15 protein-coding genes are annotated in these 21,638 nt (G+C 74.5%); 6 read left to right on the forward strand and 9 right to left on the reverse strand.

The window, feature by feature from the left end:
- The 9 genes from ACI79Q_RS13855 to ACI79Q_RS13895 all read right to left on the reverse strand — a co-directional run.
- Positions 1–1,621, reverse strand: a 1,621-nt coding sequence (locus ACI79Q_RS13855) for a M66 family metalloprotease (protein WP_456614861.1), incomplete at its 3' end; no start/stop codon positions are given.
- Between the two features lie 129 nt (positions 1,622–1,750).
- A complete protein-coding gene (locus ACI79Q_RS13860) occupies positions 1,751–3,490 on the reverse strand; it encodes a reprolysin-like metallopeptidase (RefSeq protein ID WP_456614862.1) in 1,740 nt (579 codons plus the stop codon).
- Positions 3,491–3,599: 109 nt separating this feature from the next.
- The gene (locus tag ACI79Q_RS13865) at positions 3,600–5,003 is read right to left on the reverse strand and encodes an NAD(P)H-quinone dehydrogenase (RefSeq protein WP_456598312.1); all 1,404 of its coding nucleotides are present in this window, start codon (positions 5,001–5,003) and stop codon (positions 3,600–3,602) included.
- A 142-nt stretch (positions 5,004–5,145) separates the two neighbouring features.
- On the reverse strand, positions 5,146–6,492 hold the full coding sequence (locus tag ACI79Q_RS13870) for an acyltransferase family protein (RefSeq protein WP_456613336.1): 1,347 nt from the start codon (positions 6,490–6,492) through the stop codon (positions 5,146–5,148).
- 139 nt (positions 6,493–6,631) lie between these two features.
- A complete protein-coding gene (gene meaB, locus ACI79Q_RS13875; RefSeq protein WP_456614863.1) occupies positions 6,632–7,636 on the reverse strand; it encodes a methylmalonyl Co-A mutase-associated GTPase MeaB in 1,005 nt (334 codons plus the stop codon).
- The gene (scpA, locus tag ACI79Q_RS13880; RefSeq protein ID WP_456614864.1) at positions 7,636–9,843 is read right to left on the reverse strand and encodes a methylmalonyl-CoA mutase; all 2,208 of its coding nucleotides are present in this window, start codon (positions 9,841–9,843) and stop codon (positions 7,636–7,638) included. The genes meaB and scpA overlap by 1 nt, the downstream gene beginning before the upstream one ends.
- Entirely contained in the window at positions 9,840–11,789 is a 1,950-nt protein-coding gene (locus ACI79Q_RS13885) for a methylmalonyl-CoA mutase subunit beta (protein WP_456613333.1), read from the reverse strand. Before ACI79Q_RS13885 ends, scpA begins: the two co-directional genes overlap by 4 nt.
- On the reverse strand, positions 11,737–13,080 hold the full coding sequence (locus ACI79Q_RS13890) for an amidohydrolase (RefSeq protein ID WP_456590645.1): 1,344 nt from the start codon (positions 13,078–13,080) through the stop codon (positions 11,737–11,739). Before ACI79Q_RS13890 ends, ACI79Q_RS13885 begins: the two co-directional genes overlap by 53 nt.
- Complete coding sequence (locus ACI79Q_RS13895) at positions 13,077–14,282, reverse strand: glutamate--cysteine ligase (protein WP_456614865.1); 1,206 nt, start codon at positions 14,280–14,282, stop codon at positions 13,077–13,079. The genes ACI79Q_RS13890 and ACI79Q_RS13895 overlap by 4 nt, the downstream gene beginning before the upstream one ends.
- 134 nt (positions 14,283–14,416) lie before the next feature.
- Between ACI79Q_RS13895 and ACI79Q_RS13900 the strand changes: the two genes are divergently transcribed.
- From ACI79Q_RS13900 to ACI79Q_RS13925, 6 genes are all read left to right on the forward strand, one after another.
- Complete coding sequence (locus tag ACI79Q_RS13900) at positions 14,417–15,226, forward strand: purine-nucleoside phosphorylase (protein ID WP_456590647.1); 810 nt, start codon at positions 14,417–14,419, stop codon at positions 15,224–15,226.
- On the forward strand, positions 15,223–16,041 hold the full coding sequence (locus tag ACI79Q_RS13905) for an NAD-dependent epimerase/dehydratase family protein (RefSeq protein WP_456614866.1): 819 nt from the start codon (positions 15,223–15,225) through the stop codon (positions 16,039–16,041). The genes ACI79Q_RS13900 and ACI79Q_RS13905 overlap by 4 nt, the downstream gene beginning before the upstream one ends.
- Positions 16,038–17,672: a phospho-sugar mutase gene (locus ACI79Q_RS13910; protein ID WP_456600295.1), complete on the forward strand. Its 1,635-nt coding sequence runs from the start codon at positions 16,038–16,040 to the stop codon at positions 17,670–17,672. Before ACI79Q_RS13905 ends, ACI79Q_RS13910 begins: the two co-directional genes overlap by 4 nt.
- Before the next feature lie 76 nt (positions 17,673–17,748).
- On the forward strand, positions 17,749–18,276 hold the full coding sequence (locus ACI79Q_RS13915; RefSeq protein ID WP_456614892.1) for a DedA family protein: 528 nt from the start codon (positions 17,749–17,751) through the stop codon (positions 18,274–18,276).
- A gap of 190 nt (positions 18,277–18,466) precedes the next feature.
- Positions 18,467–19,309 (forward strand): twin-arginine translocase subunit TatC, encoded by an 843-nt coding sequence (gene tatC, locus ACI79Q_RS13920; RefSeq protein ID WP_456590650.1) that lies wholly within the window; start codon positions 18,467–18,469, stop codon positions 19,307–19,309.
- Positions 19,310–19,557: 248 nt separating this feature from the next.
- Entirely contained in the window at positions 19,558–21,630 is a 2,073-nt protein-coding gene (locus ACI79Q_RS13925) for an acyltransferase family protein (RefSeq protein WP_456614867.1), read from the forward strand.
- Positions 21,631–21,638: the final 8 nt, after the last annotated feature.

The following is a 21,638-nucleotide window of genomic DNA, read 5'->3' on the forward strand; positions in this document are numbered from 1 at the left end:
CCGGATAGCCGTAGTACCCCAGCTCCCAGCCCAGCTGCCCCCACCGGGCGCGGATGTCACCGTCGATCGCCCGGGCACCGGCGAACGGCGTCCAGTAGATCGACCCACCCTGGAAGTGCTGCAGACAGCCGCCGTCGCGCAGCCCGCAGCGCACGGCGCTGGTCGGCTCGCCGAGCCGGCCGGCCGACCCGCCGAGCGACTGGTGCTTGGTCGTGATGGGCCCCTCGCCGACCGGTCCGTCGGCGGCCGTCCAGACGGTGACCGTCGCGCCCGAGTCCGTGGCCTCCGTCAGGCCGACAGTGAAGCCGCCGCCCAGCGTGATCGATCCGCCGGGCGTCAGCACCGTCTGCTGGTCCTGGTCCCACGAGGACTGCGCCGTCGGCGTGGCGTCCAGCAGCAGCGAGGTGTCGCTGGTCGGCCCGGGTCCGTCGACGCGGACCAGGACCCCGGGGCGGAGGTCGAAGTTCGCCGCGGGGTCGGCGAGCCAGGCGTCCCGCCCGACCGCGGCGCGGTACTCGACCCAGTAGCGGCCGCTCCCGGTGTCCAGCGCCAGCACCCGGAGTCCGCTGCGGCCGCCCATCGGGGTGAGCGTGAACGTGCCGCCGCTGCCGGAGGCGGGCACCACCTGCGCGGCCGACGACGGCAGGAACCCCAGCCGTGCGGCGTGCGGGGCGTTGAGGCTGCCCACCTGGTGCCACGAGGCGCCCATGACGTCGTACAGGTCGTGGTAGGCGACCGTGCGGCAGGGGGCTGCCTCGGGGGTCGCGTCGCACTGGCGCGCCGACGCGTGGCCGAGGCCGAAGTTGTGCCCGAGCTCGTGGGCCATCACCGACGTCGCCGTGTCCTGCACGTACACGTATCCACCCGAGCCCAGGCCCGAGCCCACCGTGCCGAGACCGTAGGAGCAGTTCGCCGTGCCGCGTGGGACGTAGAGCAGGAGGTGCTTCCCGGCACCGGTGGTCCAGCCGATCGCTGCGGCCGCCTGCCTCCACATGTCCAGCGGCGCGCTGCAGCCCGCCGCCGTGCTGATCCAGTCGCGGCTGCCGGTCACCGCGACGGTGACGGCGCCGTTGCTCTGCTCGTGCCAGAACTGCCGCACCGGTCCGTCGACGGCGGCGACGACGTCGGCCAGCTGCCGGCTGTCCCGCGGCGCGCCCGCCGGCTGGACCATCACGACGGTGACCGCATGGGTGGGCACGACCGTCTCCGCAGGGGCGGTGGCGGCGGCCAGCACCTCGGTCCCGACGACCTCGCGAGCGGGTTCCAGCCCGTGCTCCACGGTCGCCTCGTCGGCGATGTGCTCCCCCACCGTGACCGCGACGGTCGTCCCCACGTCGAGGTGGGCCAGGTCCCCGGTGGGGACGCGGACCGATCCGCCGTCCGGCACCTCGATCCAGCTCAGCAGCCCGTCCTCGCCGTGCTCGGCGTGCGGATCGGTCAGCCCCGACGCCGGCTCGACGTGCTCGGGGTCCGCCCAGGCGCGGACGAGCTCGCCCACGACGGTGTCGGTGGACCCCTCCTCCGCGACGGCGGGGAGGGCCACCAGCAGCGGACCGAGGACGACGGCCGCAGCGGCCGGGGCGAGCAGCCGTGGGAACCACGAGCGGGCAGCGGAGGACAAGGCTCTCTCCTCGTCGAGGGGCAGTCGAGCTGTCATCGGCAGCCCACCCCCCGTTCTGAAGCGGGGTCGCGCTCCCGGCCCCGTCCAGGTGACCGGGTCCCGGACCGCCGGCGCGCCCCGCGACGCGGGTCAGCGACGCCGCGGGGCGCGCCGGAGGGTGCGCACGAGCAGCAGCGTCGCGGCCACCAGCACGGCGGCGACAGCGGCGACGAGGGGCAGCGACAGCGCGCCGGGCGAATCGGAGGCGTCGGCCACCGGGTCCAGGGCGGTCGGACGGGTCGACGAGGGGATCCGGACCTCGGGCGCCCAGAAGGCCTCCGGGGCCGGTGCGACGGCGGGCTGCGGCGCGGCCACCGGGGGCGTGCCCGCCCGCGGCGTGGTGGCGACCGCGTCCGCAGCGTCCGCGGCATCCGCCGGCATCGTCGTCCCCTGGGGCAGGTCCGCCGCCGGCCCGGCGGTGCCGCCAGCGGGGCGGGGACCCGGCACGACGTCCAGCACCGCGCCGTCGTCGCCCACCTGCCGCACCGTGATCGTGAGGTCTCCCCCGGAGAGGGCCACGGCCGTCCCCACCGGGAGGGCGGACTGCAGGTCGGCGTCCCAGCGGTCGGCCGGGCTGGGCGTCCCGTCCAGGAGCAGGGACGTGTCGGGGAACTGGCCGGCCCGCCGCACCAGCACCCCGGCGTCCAGGCGGTACACGTTGTCCCGGCCGGCCAGCCAGCGGTCCCGGCCGGTCGCGGCGCGGAACTCCACCCAGTAGCTCACGCCCTCGGCATCGACCAGCCGGAGGGCACGCGGCCCCGCTCCCCCGGCCCACGGGGCGAGCGTCACGGACGTGGCCGCGTCACCCACGGCGACGGTGCGCTGCGCCGCGGCCGGGAGGACGCCCAGCGCGGCGGCCTGGACGGCGTTGAGCGAGCCGAGCTGGGCCCAGGAGGCGCCCATGACGTCGTAGAAGTCGCGGTACCCGGCGGTGCGGCAGACCCCCTCCTCCACCGCGCCGTCGCACTGCGCCGCCGAGGAGTGGCCGAGGCCGAAGTTGTGCCCGAGCTCGTGGGCGATGACCGCGGCCCCGTTGTCGCGCACGTAGAGCCGCCCGCCGGACGCGGGGGACGCACCGACCTGGGCGAGGGCGTACGAGCATGCCGGCTGCGTTGCGGTCTCGCCGCTGAGCCGGAGCAGCAGGTGCTTGCCGGGGCCACCGACGAACCCGACCTTCCGGGCGACCTCGTCCCAGAGCGCCTCCGGGTTCGCGCAGCCTGCGGTCGTGCTCAGCCAGTCGTGCCGAGCGGTGACGCCGAGGGTCACGGCGCCACCGGTCTGCTCGGCCCAGAAGCGGGACACCGGTCCGTCGACCGTCGTGACGACGTCGCGGAGCCGCGTCCCGTCGGGCGTGGTCCCGGCCGGCGCCACCAGCACGACCGTGACCTCGTTGGTCAGGCCGCCCCGCGGCGCGGGCAGCGGTTCGGGCGCCGTCACCGGGGGCGGGGCGAGGACGTCGCTCTCCAGCACGGTGCGGGCGGGCTCGTGGCCGTCCGCGCTGGCCTGGTCCTCGACCGCGCCCCCCACGGTGAGCGCCACGGTGGCGCCCGCCGGCACCCCGGCGACCTGGTCGGCGGGGACGCGGACCGCGCCCTGGGCGGTGGCGACCCAGCTCAGCCGCGTGCCGTCGTCGGCCCCCCCGGCGTGGTGGCCCTCCTGGCCCTCCGCCCACACGTGCACGAGCTCACCGACGAGGGTGGTCGTGCCGCTGTCGGCAGCGGCGACGGCCGGCGCGGCCACGGCGCCGAGGGCGGCGACGAGCAGGGCGCCGGCCAGCCCGAGGAGGCGGGAGGAGCGGCGGCCGCGGCGGAGGTCGTGGTCAGGAGACATCGACTCCTGAATCGGCGGCCGCGCGCCGGATCGGCACGGATCGCCGGATGTTGAGCCGAACTCCCGTCACACCCGCCGCAGGTGCCCCGGGTCCCCCCGGGGCACCGGCTCAGGCCAGGTCGTCGGCCCCCATGAGACGGCGCCCGGCCTCGGTGATGGAACCCGACAGCGACGGGTAGATCGCGAAGGTCTGCGCGAGGTCGTCGACGGTGAGCCCCTTGGTCACGGCCAGGGCGATCGGCAGGACGAGCTCCGACGCCCCCGGCGAGACGACGACCCCGCCGACGATCACCCCGGTGGAACGCCGGGCGAACAGCTTCACGAAGCCGTCGTGCAGGTCGCTCATCTTGGCCCGCGCGTTGGTCGCCAGCGGCAGCCGCACCGCTTCGACGTCGGCGTTCTCGGCGAGCGACTTCTCCTGCACGCCGACGGTGGCGATCTCGGGGTGGGTGAAGACGTTGGCGGCCACCGTCTTGAGCTTGATCGGCGCCACGGCCTCGCCCAGCGCGTGCCACATCGCGATCCGGCCCTGCATGGCGGCCACGGAGGCCAGCTGGAAGACGCCGGTGACGTCACCGGCGGCGTAGATGCCCGGTACCGAGGTGCGGGAGACCCGGTCGACGACGACGTGCCCGGCCTCGGTCACCTGCACGCCGGCCCGCTCGAGCCCGAGGCCGGCGGTGTTGGGCACGGTGCCGACGGTCATGAGCGCGTGCGAGGCCTCGACGCAGCGCCCGTCGGTGAGCTCGACGGAGATGCCCTTCTCGGTGCGCCGCACGCCGGCGGCCCGGCCGCGCTCGAGGCGGCCGCCGCGGGACTGGAAGACCTGCTCGAGCACCTCGGCGGCGTCGGAGTCCTCCCCCGGGAGCACCCGGTCGCGGGAGGAGACGAGGGTCACCGGCACGCCGGCCTCCAGGTAGCCGGAGGCGAACTCGGCCCCGGTGACGCCCGACCCGACGACGACCAGGTGCTCCGGCGGCTCCTGGAGGTCGTAGACGTCGCGCCAGTCCAGGATCCGCTCGCCGTCGGGCTCCGCACCGGGCAGCACCCGAGGGTCGGCGCCGGTGGCGATGAGGACCACGTCGCCCTCGACCGTGTCCACGACCCTGCCGTTCCGGTCGAGGACCTCGACCTCGTGGGCGGCCAGACCGGGTTCGTCGTCGGCGAGCCGGCCCTGCCCGGCGACGATCCGCACGCCTTCGGCCTCGAGCCGGGCGTGGATGTCGGCCGACTGGGCCATCGACAGGTTCTTCACCCGCTGGTTGGCCGCGGGCAGGTCCAGGCTCACGGTGGCGAGCTCCGCGCCGTGCACGCCGAGGACGGCGGAGTCGCGCACCGACGTCATGGCGCCGGCTGCCGCGATGAGGGCCTTGGAGGGCACGCAGTCGGTGAGCACGCTGGCCCCGCCGATGCCGTCGCGCTCGATCACGGTGACCTGCGCGCCGAGCTGCGCGGCGACCAGCGCAGCCTCGTAGCCGGCTGGGCCACCACCGATGATGACGATGCGGGTCATGGGTCCATCTTCCGTTGCCGGTCGGTCCGTCGCCGCCATTGTCCCCGGTCGATCCCGGCGCGGCGCCACCGCCCGCCGTCGGCGCACCGGGCGCCCCGTCGGCAGCGGGCTGCCCGCGCCAGGAGTGGGGGCGGGACGGCCGCTACCGCCGGCGCGCCACCTCGGGACGATCGTCGAGGTTGCCGCGACGCCCGGCGCTCCGGGCGACGACGTGCGCGAGGTCCCGGGACGCCGTCATCGCTCCGGCCCCAGGGGTCTGCGCACCTTCCCTCGGAGCGGCCGCCGGGCGGCTGGGGACCGGGATGGCGTCGCGCCAGGACCTGTCGCGTCCGTCGTGGACCGGGAGACCGGCCGGGCGCTCGTCGCGAGGGGCGGTCGACGCGGCCGCCGGCACCTCCGCCGCGGGGGCGGGCAGGGCGAGCCGGACGAGGTCGCGCTCCACCGCCCGCCGCAGGCGGGGGCCGAAGGGGCGCTCGACGAAGCGGTGGATGGCATAGGCCGCGACGAGGACGATCGACGTGACGACGGCGAGCGTGGCGTACGCCGGCAGCACCGGGGAGATCTTCTGGATGAGGACCCATCCCGGGATCTCGTGCACCAGGTACAGGGGGTAGGTCAGCGCACCGGCGGTGGTGAGCCAGCGCCAGTCGAGGCGGGCCACCGGGGTCAGCGTGGCCAGCACCACCGCGCCGACGCAGCCGAACATCACGAGGGTCAGGGTGCCCATCGACACCTCGACACCGGCGACCCGCTCCGACCACGGGATGTAGTGGTCCTTGCAGATCCACAGTGCGGTGGCGACGTTCACCCCGAGGATCAACCCGGTCGGCAGGTCCCAGCCGAAGCGGTGGGCCAGGTAGAGGACGATCCCGATGCAGAAGAACGGCGCGTACGTCGGCTCAAGGAAGGCGATCCCCAGCGGGGTGCGGCCGACCATCGCCCCGAGCAGCGGCCACGCGAGGCAGAACAGCAGCATCCGGCCACGGGTGAAGCCGCCGGCGAGGCCGACCAGCGCGAGGAGCACGTAGAACTTCAGCTCGATCCACAGCGTCCAGAAGACGCCGTCGACGTGCGCGACCCCGAAGGCGGTCTGGAACATCGTGAGGTTGACGAGCACCCCCGCCAGCCCGAGGTCCTCCCAGTGCTTCATGATCGGGAAGATCCAGAGCACGATCGCGATGATCACGACCGCCGCCCAGTAGGCCGGGTAGAGGCGCCCGACGCGCGAGGCGATGAAGCTGGGCATCGAGCGACCCCAGGCGCTCATCAGGATCACGAAACCGCTGATCATGAAGAACAGGTACGGGCCGAACCCGCCGTAGACGGTGATCGCGCTCAGCCGCGGGAAGACCTCACCGACGTTCTCGTCCCAGCCCGGGTTGTCCCGGCCGGTGAAGTGGAAGGCCACGACGGCGAACGCCGCGACGAAGCGCAGGCCATCGAGCGCCCGCAGGCGCAGTCCGTCCGTGACCCCATCGGCGTTGCGCATCTGGACCTCTGTTCCACGACTGGCATCTCCGGTCGACAAATCGACGTTAAGTCGAAACCGGTGCCAATCTGTGGCGACTCACCTACCGACAGTCATGCCAGTGGCGGGTGTGACGACTGCGTCCCGATGGACCAGTCCGTCACGTCTCCCCGCGACCGGCGCCGGCGTGGAAGGTCTGCAGGAGCTGCCGAGCCGCCAGCGCGGGGGTGAGCTCCCCCGCCAGCACTGCCTTCTCCAGGTCGGGGACGGCGGCGCGCACGCCGGGGTGGGCCCGGAGCGAGTGCTCCAGCCCGTCGCGCACCAGCTGCCAGGTCCAGCGGACCTGCTGGGCGCGGCGGCGCTCGTCGAAGGCGCCCGACGCCTTGGCCCGCTCCTGGTGCTCGACCAGCTTGGCCCACACCTCGTCGAGCCCCTCGCCGGTGAGGCCGGCGCAGGTGAGCACCGGCACGTCCCAGCCGGAGCCGCGCCCGCGCAGCAGCCGGATGGCCTGCGACAGCTCGCGCGCGGCCTTCCGGGCGTCGACCGCCGCCGGTCCGTCGGCCTTGTTGACGGCGATGACGTCGGCGATCTCGAGGATGCCCCGCTTGATGCCCTGCAACTGGTCGCCGGTGCGCGCGATGGTCAGGAAGAGGAACGAGTCGACCATCTCGGCGACGGTGATCTCCGACTGCCCGACACCGACGGTCTCCACCAGGACGACGTCGTAGCCCGCCGCCTCGACGACGACCATCGACTCGCGGGTGGCCTGCGCGACCCCGCCGAGCGTGCCGGAGGTGGGCGAGGGCCGGATGAACGCGTGCTCGTCCACCGCCAGCCGGGCCATGCGGGTCTTGTCGCCCAGGATCGAGCCGCCCGAGCGGGCCGACGACGGGTCGACGGCGAGCACGGCGACCTTCGACCCGCCGGCCGTGAGGTCCACCCCGAGCTGGTCGATGAAGGTCGACTTGCCCACGCCGGGCACGCCGCTGATGCCCACGCGGCGAGCTCCCCCGGCGTGCGGCAGCAGCTCGACGAGCAGCTCCTGCGCCTTCTCCCGGTGGTCGGCCCGCCGGCTCTCGACCAGGGTGATGGCGCGCGCCACCACCCGCCGGTCGCCGGCCAGCACCCCCTCGACGAGCGCGGGGACGTCGACGTCCCGCGGCATCAGTGCCCCAGACGCTCGGACAGCGTCCGCAGCAGCTCCTGCGCCGCCTCGGCGATGACCGTGCCGGGCGGGAAGACCGCGGCGGCGCCCATCTCCCGGAGCGCCGGCACGTCGTCGGGCGGGATGACCCCGCCCACGACGATCAGCACGTCGTCCGCGCCGAGCGCGGCCAGCGCGTCGCGCAGCGCGGGCACCAGCGTGAGGTGACCGGCGGCCAGCGACGAGACGCCGACGACGTGGACGTCGGCCTCCACCGCCTGCCGGGCGACCTCGTCGGGGGTCTGGAACAGCGGGCCGACGTCGACGTCGAAGCCGAGGTCGGCGAAGGCGGTCGCGATGACCTTCTGCCCGCGGTCGTGCCCGTCCTGGCCCATCTTCGCCACCAGGATGCGCGGCCGCCGGCCCTCGGCCTCGGCGAACTCCTCGGCCAGCCGGCGCGTCTCCTCCATCGGCCCCGATGCTCCTGCCTCGTCGCGGTAGACGCCGGAGATGGTGCGCACCTGGCCGGCGTGCCGGCCGTAGACGACCTCCAGCGCGTCGGAGATCTCCCCGACGGTCGCCTTGGCCCGCGCGGCGTCCACGGCGAGCTTCAGCAGGTTGGTCCCGAGGTCGTTGCCCCGGCGCCCCTCGGCGGCGGCGCGGGCGGCATCGGTGAGCCGGCCCAGCGCCTCGGTCACGGCGCGGCCGTCGCGGTCGGCACGCAGCTGCTCGAGCTTGGCCTTCTGCTGGGCGAGCACGTCGGCGTTGTCGACCTTGAGGACCTCGATCGCCTCGTCGGCGTCGACCCGGTACTTGTTCACGCCGATGACCGGCTGGCGGCCGGAGTCGATCCGCGCCTGGGTGCGGGCGGCGGCCTCCTCGATGCGCAGCTTCGGGATGCCGTCGTCGATGGCCTGCGCCATGCCGCCGTGCTCGGCGACCTCCTGGATGTGCGCCCAGGCGCGGCGGGCCAGGTCGTAGGTGAGCTTCTCGACGTAGGCCGAGCCGCCCCACGGGTCGACGACGCGGGTGGTCCCCGACTCCTGCTGCAGCATCAGCTGGGTGTTGCGCGCGATGCGCGCGGAGAAGTCGGTGGGCAGCGCGAGCGCCTCGTCCAGGGCGTTGGTGTGCAGCGACTGGGTGTGGCCCTGGGTCGCGGCCATCGCCTCCAGGCAGGTGCGGACGACGTTGTTGTAGACGTCCTGCGCGGTGAGCGACCAGCCCGAGGTCTGCGAGTGGGTGCGCAGCGAGAGCGACTTGGGGTTCGTCGCGCCGGCCTCCTTCACCAGCTTCGCCCACAGCAGGCGCCCGGCCCGCAGCTTCGCCACCTCCATGAAGAAGTTCATGCCGATGGCCCAGAAGAAGCTCAACCGCGGCGCGAACGCGTCGACGTCCATCCCGGCGGCCTGGCCGGCCTTGAGGTACTCCACGCCGTCGGCGAGGGTGTAGGCCAGCTCCAGGTCGGCCGTCGCCCCGGCCTCCTGGATGTGGTAACCGGAGATCGAGATGGAGTTGAACCGCGGCATCTCCTTCGAGGTGAAGGAGAAGATGTCGCTGATGATCTGCATCGAGGGCTTGGGCGGGTAGATGTAGGTGTTCCGCACCATGAACTCTTTGAGGATGTCGTTCTGGATGGTGCCGGTCAGCTGCCCCGGCGCCACGCCCTGCTCCTCGGCCGCGACGATGTAGAGCGCGAGCACGGGCAGCACGGCGCCGTTCATCGTCATCGAGACGCTCATCCTGTCCAGCGGGATGCCGTCGAACAGCTGGCGCATGTCCAGGATCGAGTCGATCGCGACGCCGGCCATGCCCACGTCACCGACCACGCGCGGGTGGTCGGAGTCGTAGCCGCGGTGGGTGGGCAGGTCGAAGGCGATCGACAGGCCCTTCTGCCCGGCGGCGAGGTTGCGCCGGTAGAACGCGTTGGACTCCGCCGCGGTGGAGAAGCCCGCGTACTGGCGGACCGTCCACGGCTGCGTCGTGTACATCGTCGGGTAGGGGCCGCGCAGGAACGGCGGCAGCCCGGGCAGGGTCTCCAGGAAGTCCAGGCCCCCCAGGTCGGCGGGGGTGTACAGCGGCGGGACGGCGATGCCCTCGGGGGTCTCCCAGGTCGCCTCCGCCACGCCGCGCCCGGTCGCCTCCTCGAAGGCCTTGGCCCAGTCGTCCGCCGAGGTGCCCGCCGACGGGGTGCCCAGCTCGACGTCGCCGAAGTCGGGGATCGCACTCATGCTCGGACCTCCAGCTGCTCGTGGACCGTCCGGAGCGCCGCGAGGGCGTCGCATCCGGCGAAGACGTACCCGTCGACGCCGTCGACGGCCAGATCGGGCTTGCCGGCCAGCCACACCTGCGTGGCGCCGGCCTGCTTGAGCTCCCCGGCCAGCGAGGCCGCGGTCTCGGCGTAGTCCTTGTCGGTGCCGCAGATGCAGGCCACGGTGGTGCCCGCCTCCGCCAGGCCCGATGCCCCGTCGGCGGCCGGCGTGGCGAGCCCACCGGCCTGGAACAGGTTCGCCGCGAACGTGGCGCGCGCGGTGTGCCGGGCGATCGGGCCGAGCGTGGCGAGGTAGACGGCGGGCCGCTCCCCACCCGCCGACGCCGCCGCGTCGGCGGCGTCGCGCAGCTCCTCGAACTCCTGAGCGGCCCGCACCCGGGGCAGCCCGCCGGTGGCCGGCAGCACCTCGGCGGCCGGCCGGCGCTCGGGCAGCTTCTCGGTGAGGTTGGGGAACTCGCTGACGCCGGTGATCGCGTCCGCCCGCGTCGCCAGCCGCTTCGCGCGCGCGTCCCACGCCTGCGCGATCCGGTCACGGACGAGCCCCGAGGAGAGCGCCGCCGCCAGCCCGCCGGCCCGCTCGATCTCGGTGAACCAGGCCCAGGCCGCCCGAGCCAGCTCGTCGGTGAGCGACTCCACGTACCAGGACCCACCGGCGGGGTCGAGCACCCGGCCGAGGTGCCCCTCCTCCACGAGCAGGTTCTGCGTGTTCCGCGCGATCCGGCGGGAGAAGGCGTCGGGCAGCCCGAGCGCGGCGTCGAACGGCTGCACGGTGACGACGTCCGCGCCGCCGACCCCGGCGGCGAAGCAGGCCACGGTGGTGCGGAGCATGTTGACCCACGGGTCGCGCTTCGTCGTCATCACCGAGGAGGTGACCGCGTGCTGGCGCTGGGCGCGCGCCGCGGGCGAGGCGCCGCTGACCTCGCCGACCCGGTCCCACAGCCGCCGGGCGGCGCGGAGTGCGGCGATGGTCGTGAACTGGTCGGCCGAGGCGGCGTAGCGGAACTCGAGCTGGGCGATCGCGTCGTCGACGCCCAGCCCGCCGTCGGTCAGCGCCCGGAGGTAGGCCACCCCGGCGGCCAGCGAGCAGCCGAGCTCCTCGACCACCGAGGCGCCGGCGTCGTGGAAGACCGTGCCGTCGACGACGATCGCGCGCAGGCCGGGATGGGCCGCGGCGCGGCGGGCGACGTCGGCCAGCCCGGAGAGGTCCTGCTCCTCGCCCGAGGCGGCGTGCACCCCGAGCGGGTCGAGGCCCAGTGAGCCGCCGGGCGCGAGGTCCGTGCGGCCCTCGACGAGGTCGAGGAAGGCCGCGGCAGCGGCCGGTCCACCCTGCACGCTCACCGGGGCCAGGTCCAGGTAGACGTCGGAGAGGACGTCGCCGAGGGAGTCGACGGGAACGGCGCCCTCGCCCACGACCAGCCACAGCGAGGTGACGCCGTTCTCCAGGTCGGCGGCGATCGCCTCCCGGGTGACGGCGACGTCGGGGTGGGCGTGCCGCTGCCGGATGTCCCACCCGCCGGACGCGCCACCCTCGGCGCCGCCGGACGCGGTGACCTCGGTCGACCCGGCCGGCCCGCCGGCGGGGCGGGCTCCGCGAACGAACGGCGGCAGGCCCGGCACCCCGACGCCCGTGGGGAGGTCGCCGGCGTCTTCGGCGGTGTAGAGCGGCGCCACCGTCACACCCGGGGCCACCGGGCGGCGCAACGCGTCCTCGACCGGGTCGGGGAGGTCCTCGCGGCCGGCCTTGCGCAGCACGCCGGCGACCAGTTCGCGCCACTGCTCGCGGGTCACCGCGTCGAAGTCGCCCGCGAGCACCAGGTCGTCGGGGACCGCGTGCTCGGCCGGCACGTCGGCGTCAGCCGGTGCGCTTCCCGGACCGCTGCTGGTCTGCTGGTCGGTGGAACTCATCCTCGGGTTCCCGCCTCTCGTCCAGGGCTCGTCGGGCAGAAGTGTCTCCGGGCGCGGGTCGGCGCGTGCGAGGGGGTGCCTGGACGCCGGTCGCCGCGGGCTCGGCGTCGGCCTCCAGTGCCAGCAGCGCCGTGCGGGCGAGCAGCCGCACGCCGACGCCGAGGGCCCGCTCGTCGACGTCGAAGGTGCCCCGGTGCAGGTCGAGCGGGGCGCCGCCGCCGTGGGTGCCCAGCCGGGCCAGCGCGATCGGCATGACGTCGGCGAACCAGCCGAAGTCCTCCCCGCCCATGCTCTGCGGCGACAGGACCAGGCTGTCGGCGCCCACGGTGCCCAGCGCCGCCGTGCGCAGCAGGGCGACCGCCCGCGGGTCGTTCACCACCGGTGGCACACCGCGGATGTAGTCCACGTCGACCTGCGCGCCGGTCGTGGCGACGACCCGCTCCACCAGGGAGCGCAGCAGGTCCTCCGCGTCCTTCCAGGCCTCCCGGTCGAGCACCCGGACCGTGCCGCGGAGCGTGCCGCGCTGCGGGATGGCGTTGGCCGCGACCCCGGCGTTCACCGCGCCCCAGACCAGCGACATCCCCGCCCGGGGATCGACCTGCCGGGAGAGCAGCGAGGGCAGGTCGGTGATCAGCCGGCCGAGGGCGTCGACCAGGTCGACGGTGAGCTGCGGGCGGGCGGTGTGCCCGCCGGGCCCGGTGAGCGTGATGTCCATCCGGTCGCAGGCGGCGGTGATCGGACCCGTGCGCAGGCCGACCTTCCCGGCCGGGATCGACGGGTCGCAGTGCAGGGCGAAGGCGCGGGACGCCCCGTCGAGGACGCCGGAGGCGACGACCTCCGTGGCGCCGCCGGGCACGGTCTCCTCGGCGGGCTGGAAGACGCAGCGGACCGTGCCGGGGATGCCGTCCAGCGACGCGAGCGCGATGGCCACGCCGAGCACCACCGTGGTGTGCACGTCGTGGCCGCAGGCGTGGGCCAGCCCCTCGCGGGTGGAGGCGTACGGGACGTCCTTGAGGTCCTTCAGGGGCAGCGCGTCGATGTCGGCGCGCAGCACGACGACCGGGCCCTCGCCCGTTCCGACGTCGACGGTGAGCCCCGTGCCGGTGGGCAGCCGGCGCGGGGTGAGCCCGTGGTGGCGCAGCCGCTCCTCGAGGAAGGAGGTGGTCTCGAACTCCGCGTAGCCGAGTTCGGGGTGGGCGTGCAGGTGCCGCCGGGTGGCCGACAGCGCGGGCGCGTTGGCGGTGGTCCACTCGTCGACCGCGGCACCCAGCTTCTCCACGACGGGGGTCACGCCGCGTGCCCATCCGCGCACTCGGCCGGCCCGGGCACCGGGCCGTCGGGGCGCCCCGCCGGACCGCTCGCCGGCAGGCCGTCGCGCAGTTCGGCGAGCAGGCTGTCGACGACGGGGACCAGCTCGCCGTCGTGCTCCAGGGCCACGGCCCGCTGCCGCTGGTAGGAGGCGCCGACCTCCAGGATGCGCAGCACGTCGGCCAGCTCGGCCTCGCACTCCAGGCGCCTGGCGGTGGGCATCAGCTCCTCCACCAGCTCGGCGATGGCCTCGCGCACCGGCCGGACCGCGTACTGCTCGTCGACGACGATCTCGGCGTCCAGGCCGTACCGGGACGCCCGCCACTTGTTCTCGCGGACCACCCACTCCTCGGGGCGGGGCAGGGTGTAGCCGCGGTCGAGCTGGGTGTCGAACTGCTCGACCAGGCACTGCGCGAGCGCGGCGACGGCGCCGACCTCGTCGAGGGTCGGGAGGCCGTCGCAGATGCGCAGCTCGACGGTGCCGAAGTCGGGGTGCGGGCGGATGTCCCACCACACCTCGCGGACGCTCTCGATGCTCTTCGTGGAGATCAGCGTCTCCATGTACTCCTCGAACTCGCCCCAGCCGTCGAGCTGGAAGGGCAGCCCCGCGGTCGGCATGCCCTCGAAGACCTTGGTCCGGGCCGAGGCCAGGCCGGTGTCGCAGCCGACCCAGAACGGCGAGGACGACGACAGCGCCAGGAAGTGCGGCACGTACTGGCACAGCGCGTTGACGATCGGGATGACCTTCTCCGGGGCGCGGACGCCGACGTGCACGTGGACGCCGAAGATCTGCATGCGGCGGGCCAGCCACTGCATGCGCTCGACCAGCTGCTGGTAGCGCTCCTTGGGCGAGATCTCCTGGGACTGCCAGTCGGTGAAGGGGTGGGTGCCGGCGCACAGCACGCCCAGCCCCCGCCGGTCGGCCTGGGCGACCACCTCCGCGAGGGTGCCGGCGAGGTCGGCCTTCGCCTCGCTCACCGTGGTGCAGACGCCGGTGATGATCTCGACGGTCGACTGCAGCAGCTCGTGCTTGGCCTTGGGGTGCTCGTCGGCCCCGTCGGGACGCAGCGCCTCCAGGACCTCGTTGGCGCCGGAGGAGAGCTCACGGGTCTCCCGGTCGACGAGCTGCAGCTCCCACTCCACCCCGAGGCTGGCGCGTTCCGAGCTACGGAAAGGGATCTCCACCTCCGGAAGTCTAAGGACGCACGCGCCTCCCCACCCGGCGGCGGAGCGACGACCCCCTCCCCCCGGACCGGCCGGGGCCCTGCAGGCAGGCCGCTCCAGCACGTCGCCTGCGCCGGTTGCGTTAGCGTCCCTGCGTGAGCGAGCACCCCGCGACCGATCCCACCGCCCTGGCCGCGCAGGCAGCCGACGCCCTGACCACCGCGCTCGGGGGTCCGCACGACGTCGCCGTCGTCATGGGCTCGGGTTGGGCACCGGCGGCCGACGCGTTCGGCGAGACCGCCGGATCGGTGGCCATCGGCGACCTGCCCGGTTTCGCGGCCCCGACCGTCGTCGGGCACGGCGGCGAGATCCGCTCGGTCCGGGTGGGCGAGCGCAGGGTGCTGCTGTTCCTGGGCCGCACCCACTACTACGAGGGGCGCGGGGTGGAACCGGTCGTCCACGGTGTGCGCACCGCCGCGGCCGCGGGCGTGCGGACGATCGTCCTGACCAACGCCGCCGGCGGGCTGGCCCCCGAGCACCGGGTGGGCCAGGCGGTGGTCATCTCCGACCACCTGAACCTGACCGCCCGGTCGCCGCTGGTCGGCGCGAACTTCGTCGACCTCACCGACCTCTACTCCGGCCGGCTCCGCGCCCTGGCCCGGGAGCTGGACCCGTCACTGGTCGAGGGCGTCTACGCCCAGCTGCCCGGCCCGCACTTCGAGACGCCGGCCGAGATCCGCATGCTGCGCACCCTCGGCGCGGACCTGGTCGGCATGTCCACCGCGCTGGAGGCCATCGCCGCCCGCGCCGCGGGGGTCGAGGTGTTCGGCCTGTCGATGGTCACCAACGCCGCGGCCGGCATCACCGGCGAGGCGCTGAACCACGAGGAGGTCCTCGCGGCGGGCAAGGCCGCCGCCGGGCGGCTGGGGCAGTTCCTGGTGCAGCTCATCGAGCGGCTCCCGTGACCGGGCCGGTCCTCGTGACGGGGGCCGCCGGCCGGATCGGCACGGTCCTGCGCGGCGGGCTGCCCGAGCGCGGCTGGGCGGTGCGCAGCCTCGACGTCGTGCCGGTGCCCGAGCCGCGCCCGGGCGAGGAGCACCTCGTCGCCGACGTCACCGACCTGGCGGCGACGACCGACGCCGCCCGCGGCGCGTCGGCCGTCGTCCACCTCGCAGGCATCTCGGGCGAGTCGACGTGGGCGGCGATCGCGCACGCCAACATCGAGGGCACCTACTGCGCGCTCGAGGCGGCCCGGCAGGCCGGGGTCCAGCGCGTGGTGCTGGCCAGCAGCAACCACGCGTCCGGGTACACCAAGCGTCCGGCCGACGGCCTGCTCCGCGAGGAGGACGCGCCGCCGCGTCCGGACACGTACTACGGCGTCTCGAAGGTGGCGATGGAGGCCCTGGGCTCGCTGTACGTGGACCGCTACGGCCTCGACGTCGTCTGCCTGCGGATCGGCAGCGCCTTCGCCGAGCCGACCACGACCCGCCAGCTCTCCACCTGGCTCTCCCCCGCCGACACCGTCGCCCTGGTCGAGGCCGCGCTCACCGCGCCGTCGCCGGGGTTCCGCGTGGTGTGGGGGGTCTCCGACAACACCCGCCGCTGGTGGGACCTCTCCGCCGCGGAGGCCCTGGGCTACCGGTCCACCGACGACGCCGAGCGGTACGCCGGGGCGCTGATCGGCGCCCACGGCGAGCCCGACCCCGCCGATCCGGTGCACCACCGGGTCGGGGGCGAGTACACGACCGCCGACTTCAACGCGGAGAACTTCACGGGATGACGCAGGACCTGCTCGACACCGCACGCGCCTGGGCCGAGGCGGACCCGCACGAGGGCGACCGCGCCGAGATCACGGCGCTGGTCGACGCCGGCGACACCGCCGAGCTGGCCCGCCGCTTCGCCGGTCCGCTGACCTTCGGGACGGCGGGGCTGCGCGGACCGCTGCGCGCCGGGCCGGCCGGGATGAACGCCGCCGTCGTCACCCGTGCTGCCGCGGGGCTGGCCTCCTGGCTGACGGCGTCCGGGCACGCGGGCGGCGGCGTGGTGATCGGGTTCGACGCACGCCGCCGGTCCGACGAGTTCGCCCGCATCTCCGCCGAGGTGCTGGCCGGGGCGGGCTTCGCCGTGCAGGTCATGCCCCGCCCGCTGCCGACGCCGGTGCTGGCCTTCGCCGTCCGCCACCTGGGGTGCGCGGCCGGGATCATGGTGACCGCCAGCCACAACCCGCCCGACGACAACGGCTACAAGGTCTACCTCGGTGACGGTGCGCAGCTGGTGCCGCCGGCCGACCGGGAGATCGAGGCCGCGATCGGCGCGGTCGGACCGGCCCGCGACGTGCCCCGGTCCGACGACTGGGTGACCCTCGACGACGGCATCGAGACCGACTACGTCGACGCCGTCGCCCGGGCGGTCGACCCCGGCCGGGTGCCGGCGGAACTGCGCACGGCACTGACCGTGGCCTACACGGCGATGCACGGCGTGGGTGCGGGGACGACGCGTGCGGTGTTCGCCGCCGCGGGGCTGCCGGCGCCGGTGAGCGTGGCGGAGCAGGACGCCCCCGACCCCGCGTTCCCGACCGTCTCCTTCCCCAACCCGGAGGAGCCCGGGGCGGTGGACCTGCTGCTGGCGCTGGCCGAGCGGGTGGGCGCCGACGTGGCGATCGCCGAGGACCCCGACGCCGACCGCTGCTCGGTGGTGTGCGGCGGGCGGCAGCTGACCGGTGACGAGGTGGGTGCGCTGCTCGCCGACTGGCTGCTGCGCCGCGGCGTGCGCGGCACGTACGCGTCATCGCTGGTGAGCGGCTCGCTGATGCACGCCGTCGCCGAGGCGCACGGCGCCCCGTCGGAGGAGACGCCGACCGGGTTCAAGTGGATCATGCGGGCCGGGTCGGAGGCGGCGCCGCTGGTGTACGGGTACGAGGAGGCGCTGGGTTACTCGGTGGCGCCGTCGGTGGTGCGGGACAAGGACGGCATCTCCGCCGCGCTCGCCGTCGCTCTGCTGGCGGCGGAGCTCAAGGCCGACGGGCGGACCGTCCTGGACCGGCTGGACGAGCTGGCCACCGAGCACGGCCTGTTCGTCACCGGGCAGCTGTCGGTGCGGGTGGAGGACCTCTCGGTCATCTCCGGGGCGATGGCGCGGCTGCGCTCGGCGCCACCGGCCACCCTGCTGGGCCGGCCGGTGGAGTTCGCCGATCTCGCCGAGGGGTCGCCGCCGGTGGACGCGGTCCGGCTGCTCGGTGACGGGGTGCGGGTGATCGTGCGGCCCAGCGGCACCGAGCCGAAGCTGAAGGCCTACCTGGAGACGGTCGTCCCCGTGCACGACGACGCCGGCCTGATCGCCGCCCGCGGCCGCGGCGCCGACGAGCTGGACCAGCTGCGCGCGGAGATGTCGGCCGCCCTGGGTATCGGATGATCGACTGGCTCCTCGACGTCCCCCGCTCGCCGTCTACCTCACGCTCGGCCTCGTCGTCGGGGTCGAGAGCATCGGGATCCCGCTCCCCGGCGAGACCCTGCTGGTGGCAGCAGCGCTGCTGGCCGGGCAGGACGTCGTCTCGCCGGTCCTGGTCGCCGTGTCCGCAGCCCTCGGAGCGGCCGTCGGTGACTCGATCGGCTACCTCGTCGGACGTCGCCACGGGCACCGTCTGTTCGCCTTCCTCGCCCGCCGCTCCCCCAGGCACCTGGGGCCCGAGCGGGTGGAGTCGGCCGTGCGGCTGATGCAGCGCTACGGCGTATGGGCGGTCTTCTTCGGCCGGTTCATGGCCCTGCTGCGCATCCTGTCGGGCCCGCTGGCGGGCTCCCTGGGCATGCCCTACCGGACCTTCGCCCTGGCGAACTGGACCGGCGCATTCGTCTGGGCGGGAGTCACGACCGCAGTCGTCTACCTGCTGGGCGAGGCCGCCGAAGCCCTGCTGCGCGACTTCGCGTGGGGTGGCGCGATCCTGCTCGTCGTCCTCGCCGTCGTCCTGGTGCTGGTGGTCCGTCGCCGGAGGGCAGCCGCCGAGGACGCGCGCCCGTGACTCACCTCGCCGCCCCCGAGCGGCCGTCGCCCGGCCGTCCCGTTCAGCATCGGATCGATGCGTCACGCAACCGCCGGTCCTGCCTCCGCGACCCGGACCGGCGGGATCCGGTGAGCGCCCGTCGGCAGCCGCCGGCCGGGCTCGACGAGGGGACGGACCGGCACATGGCGGACGACACCGGGTGCATCCGGTGAGGAGCGCGACCACCCCACGCCGGGACGCCTCGGCGACGATGCCCCTGACCGCGCACCTGCGGGAGCTGCGCCGTCGCGTGGCGCTGGCGCTGGTGGCCGTGGCCATCGCCACCGCGCTGGCGTTCTGGTGGTACGAGCACGGGCTCGGCGAGCTCGTCCGCGCTCCCTACTGCGACCTCCCGCCGCAGCTGCGGTACACGGACGCATCGGGCGGGTGCGGACTGTTGGTGACCGATGTCTTCGGCGGTGCGCTCGTCCGCCTCAAGATCAGCCTCGTCGCCGGGGTCGTCCTCGCCGCGCCGGTGTGGCTGGGCCAGCTGTGGCGTTTCCTCGCCCCGGGCATGCGCCGGAACGAGAAGCGCGCGGCGGCCGGTTTCGTCGTGGCGGCGTCCACGCTGTTCGCCGTCGGGACGGTGCTGGCCTACCTGGTGCTCGAGACAGGGCTGCGATTCCTGCTCACGATGGCCGGTTCGGACGTCATCGTCGCACTGACCGCCCAGGACTACCTGCGGTACGTCACCACCCTGCTGCTGGCCTTCAGCCTCGCCCTGCAGCTACCACTGCTCGCGGTGTGCCTGAACCTGGCGGGGGCGCTGTCGCACCGTGCGATGGCCGGCGCGCGGCAGTGGATCTTCTTCCTGTCGCTGGTCTTCGCGGCGCTCGCGACGCCACCCGACCCGGTCACGATGGTGGTGCTCGCGCTGCCGATGTGCGTGCTGTTCGAGGGCGCCATCCAGTTCGCCCGGGTCGTGGACCGGCGGCGCGCGCGCCGGGCCGCGCAGGAATCGGTGGAGGACGACGAACCGTCCCGGTTGGATCCGCCGACCCGCGTTCCCTGATCCCGTCCGTCCGGGTGCCTGCGGCGGTGCTCCCCCGGTGTGCCGCGTGATGCCGGCTGCCACCCCTGCTGGGTGCGCGTGGGACGTGTGTGACCGGTCCCGAACCGGGTCCGCGCCCGCGGCCTATCGTGGGCCGGTCGTCCCTGGCCTGGCCGGGCCGACCGGCCCGCGGCATCCGCGGCGAGACCGAGCCGGACCCGCTCCGCTCCGCTCACAGAGTTGTCGACACCGGGGATCTGACGCACCACATGTCTGCACCGAGCATCCCGCTCTCCCAGGGCGGTACGTCCGCGGAGCCACGGCGGTACCGGACCGAGATCGACGGCCTGCGCGCCCTGGCGGTCTCGCTGGTCGTCGGCTACCACGTGTTCAGCGGTCGGGTGTCCGGTGGCGTCGACGTCTTCCTGGTGCTCACCGGCTTCTTCCTCGTGCACACCCTCACGAGCCAGCTCGAACGGTCCGGGACCGTGCGCCCGCTGCGGGCGGTCAGCCGCACCCTCGGCCGCCTGGTCCCCTCCGCGGCGCTCGTGCTCGCCGGGACGCTCCTGGCCAGCGCGGTGGTCATGCCCAGCACCCGGTGGCGAGAGATCGCCGGCCACCTCCTCGCCTCCGCGACGTTCACCGAGAACCGCCGCCTGGTCGCCGAGGCCGCCGACTACTCCGCCAGCAACGTGCTGGCCAGCCCGATGCAGCAGTTCTGGTCCCTGTCCATCCAGGTCCAGGTCCTGGTCGCGGTGCCGTTCCTCGCGGCGGGCGCGGTGCTGCTCCTGCGCCGGTCCCCTTGGTCCCGGCACGGCCGGCGCATCGCCGTCGCCGCTGTGGTCGTGGCCACGGGCGCCTCGCTGGCGTACTCGGTCGTCGCGACGGCCGCGGACCAGCAGGCCGCGTACTTCTCCACCCTGCCGCGGGTGTGGGAGCTGGGCGCGGGGGCGCTGGTGGCGCTCCTGCTGGCCGGGTGGCGCCCGCACCGGCACGTGGCGACCGCGCTCGGCTGGGGTGGCCTCGTGGCGCTCGTGGCGTGCGGTGCGGTGCTCGACGGGGCCCACGAGTTCCCCGGGTATCAGGCCGCGTGGCCCGTGCTGTCGGCCGTCGCGGTGATCGTCGCCGCCGACGCCGCCGGACGGGCGGGCGCGCACCGGGTCCTGTCCTCCCCCGTGGCGCGCTGGCTGGGCTCCCGGTCCTACGTCCTGTACCTGTGGCACTGGCCCATCCTGGTGCTCTACCTGGTGCACACCGGCCGCGAAGCGCCGTCGATCAAGGGGGCCGCGGCGGTGATCGCGCTGTCCCTGCTGCTCAGCGAGGCGACGTACCGGCTGGTCGAGCGGCCGGCGGGCGCACGGCTCCGGTCCTGGCGGCCCGCCGCGGCGGTGGTCGCCGTCGCCGCGGTCAGCGCTCCGCTCCTGCTGGCCGGCGCGGCCACCATCGTCTGGATGGACCGGGAGGCCGACCGCGTCGCGGCGCTGGTGGACGACCCGGCGTACCCGGGGGCGGCGGCGCTGGGCAGCAACTTCTGGGAAGCCGGTCCCATCGGGGGTGCCGACCCGTTGCCGCCGATGACGCTGATCCGCGACGACTGGCCCGGCCCTCCCGACCACGCTTCCTGCACCACGGACGTCCTCGAGAGCGAACCCGTTCCCGCCGAGATGGAGAGGTGCGTGATCGGGGACGACGACGCCTCGCGCAGGGTGGTCGCCGTCGGCGATTCGCACGTCGCGCACTGGGTCACCCCGTTGACCGCCATCGCCGAGGACCACGGGTGGCAGGTCATCTCGATGCTCCGCGGCGGCTGCAACCTCTCGACGGAGTCGGAGTTCATCCAGGAGGGCTGGACGGACTACGAGGAGTGCGCCGCCTGGCGTTCCCGGCTCACCGACCAGATCCTCTCGCTGGAGCCGGACCTGGTGATCGCCCTCGGCACCCGCACCGCCGCCGGCGAGGACAGGGAGTGGCTGCCGGAGGGCCATGTGGCCGCGTGGCAGCCGCTTCTGGAGTCGGGCATACAGGTCATCGGCCTGCGCGACAGCCCGCGGCACACCGTGGACGTCCCCGACTGCATGGCCGAATGGGGCGATACGTCGCCGAGGTGCCAGGCGCCGCGGTCACTGGTGTACGACGACGACCTGTTCGACTCACCGCCGGCGGAGCTGCCCGGGGGCGTCAGGCTGCTCGACACCAGCCCTTACTTCTGCGTCGAGGACGTGTGCCCGGCGCTGATCGGCAATGTGCGGGTGTACATGGAGTCCGCGCACGTGACGGCGACCTACATGCGCACCGTCAGACCGCGGTTCGAGACCGACCTCCTGGCGCTCGTCGGCTGGTGATCGGCGGG

The sequence above is a fragment of the Blastococcus sp. SYSU DS0828 genome, from assembly GCF_054050975.1.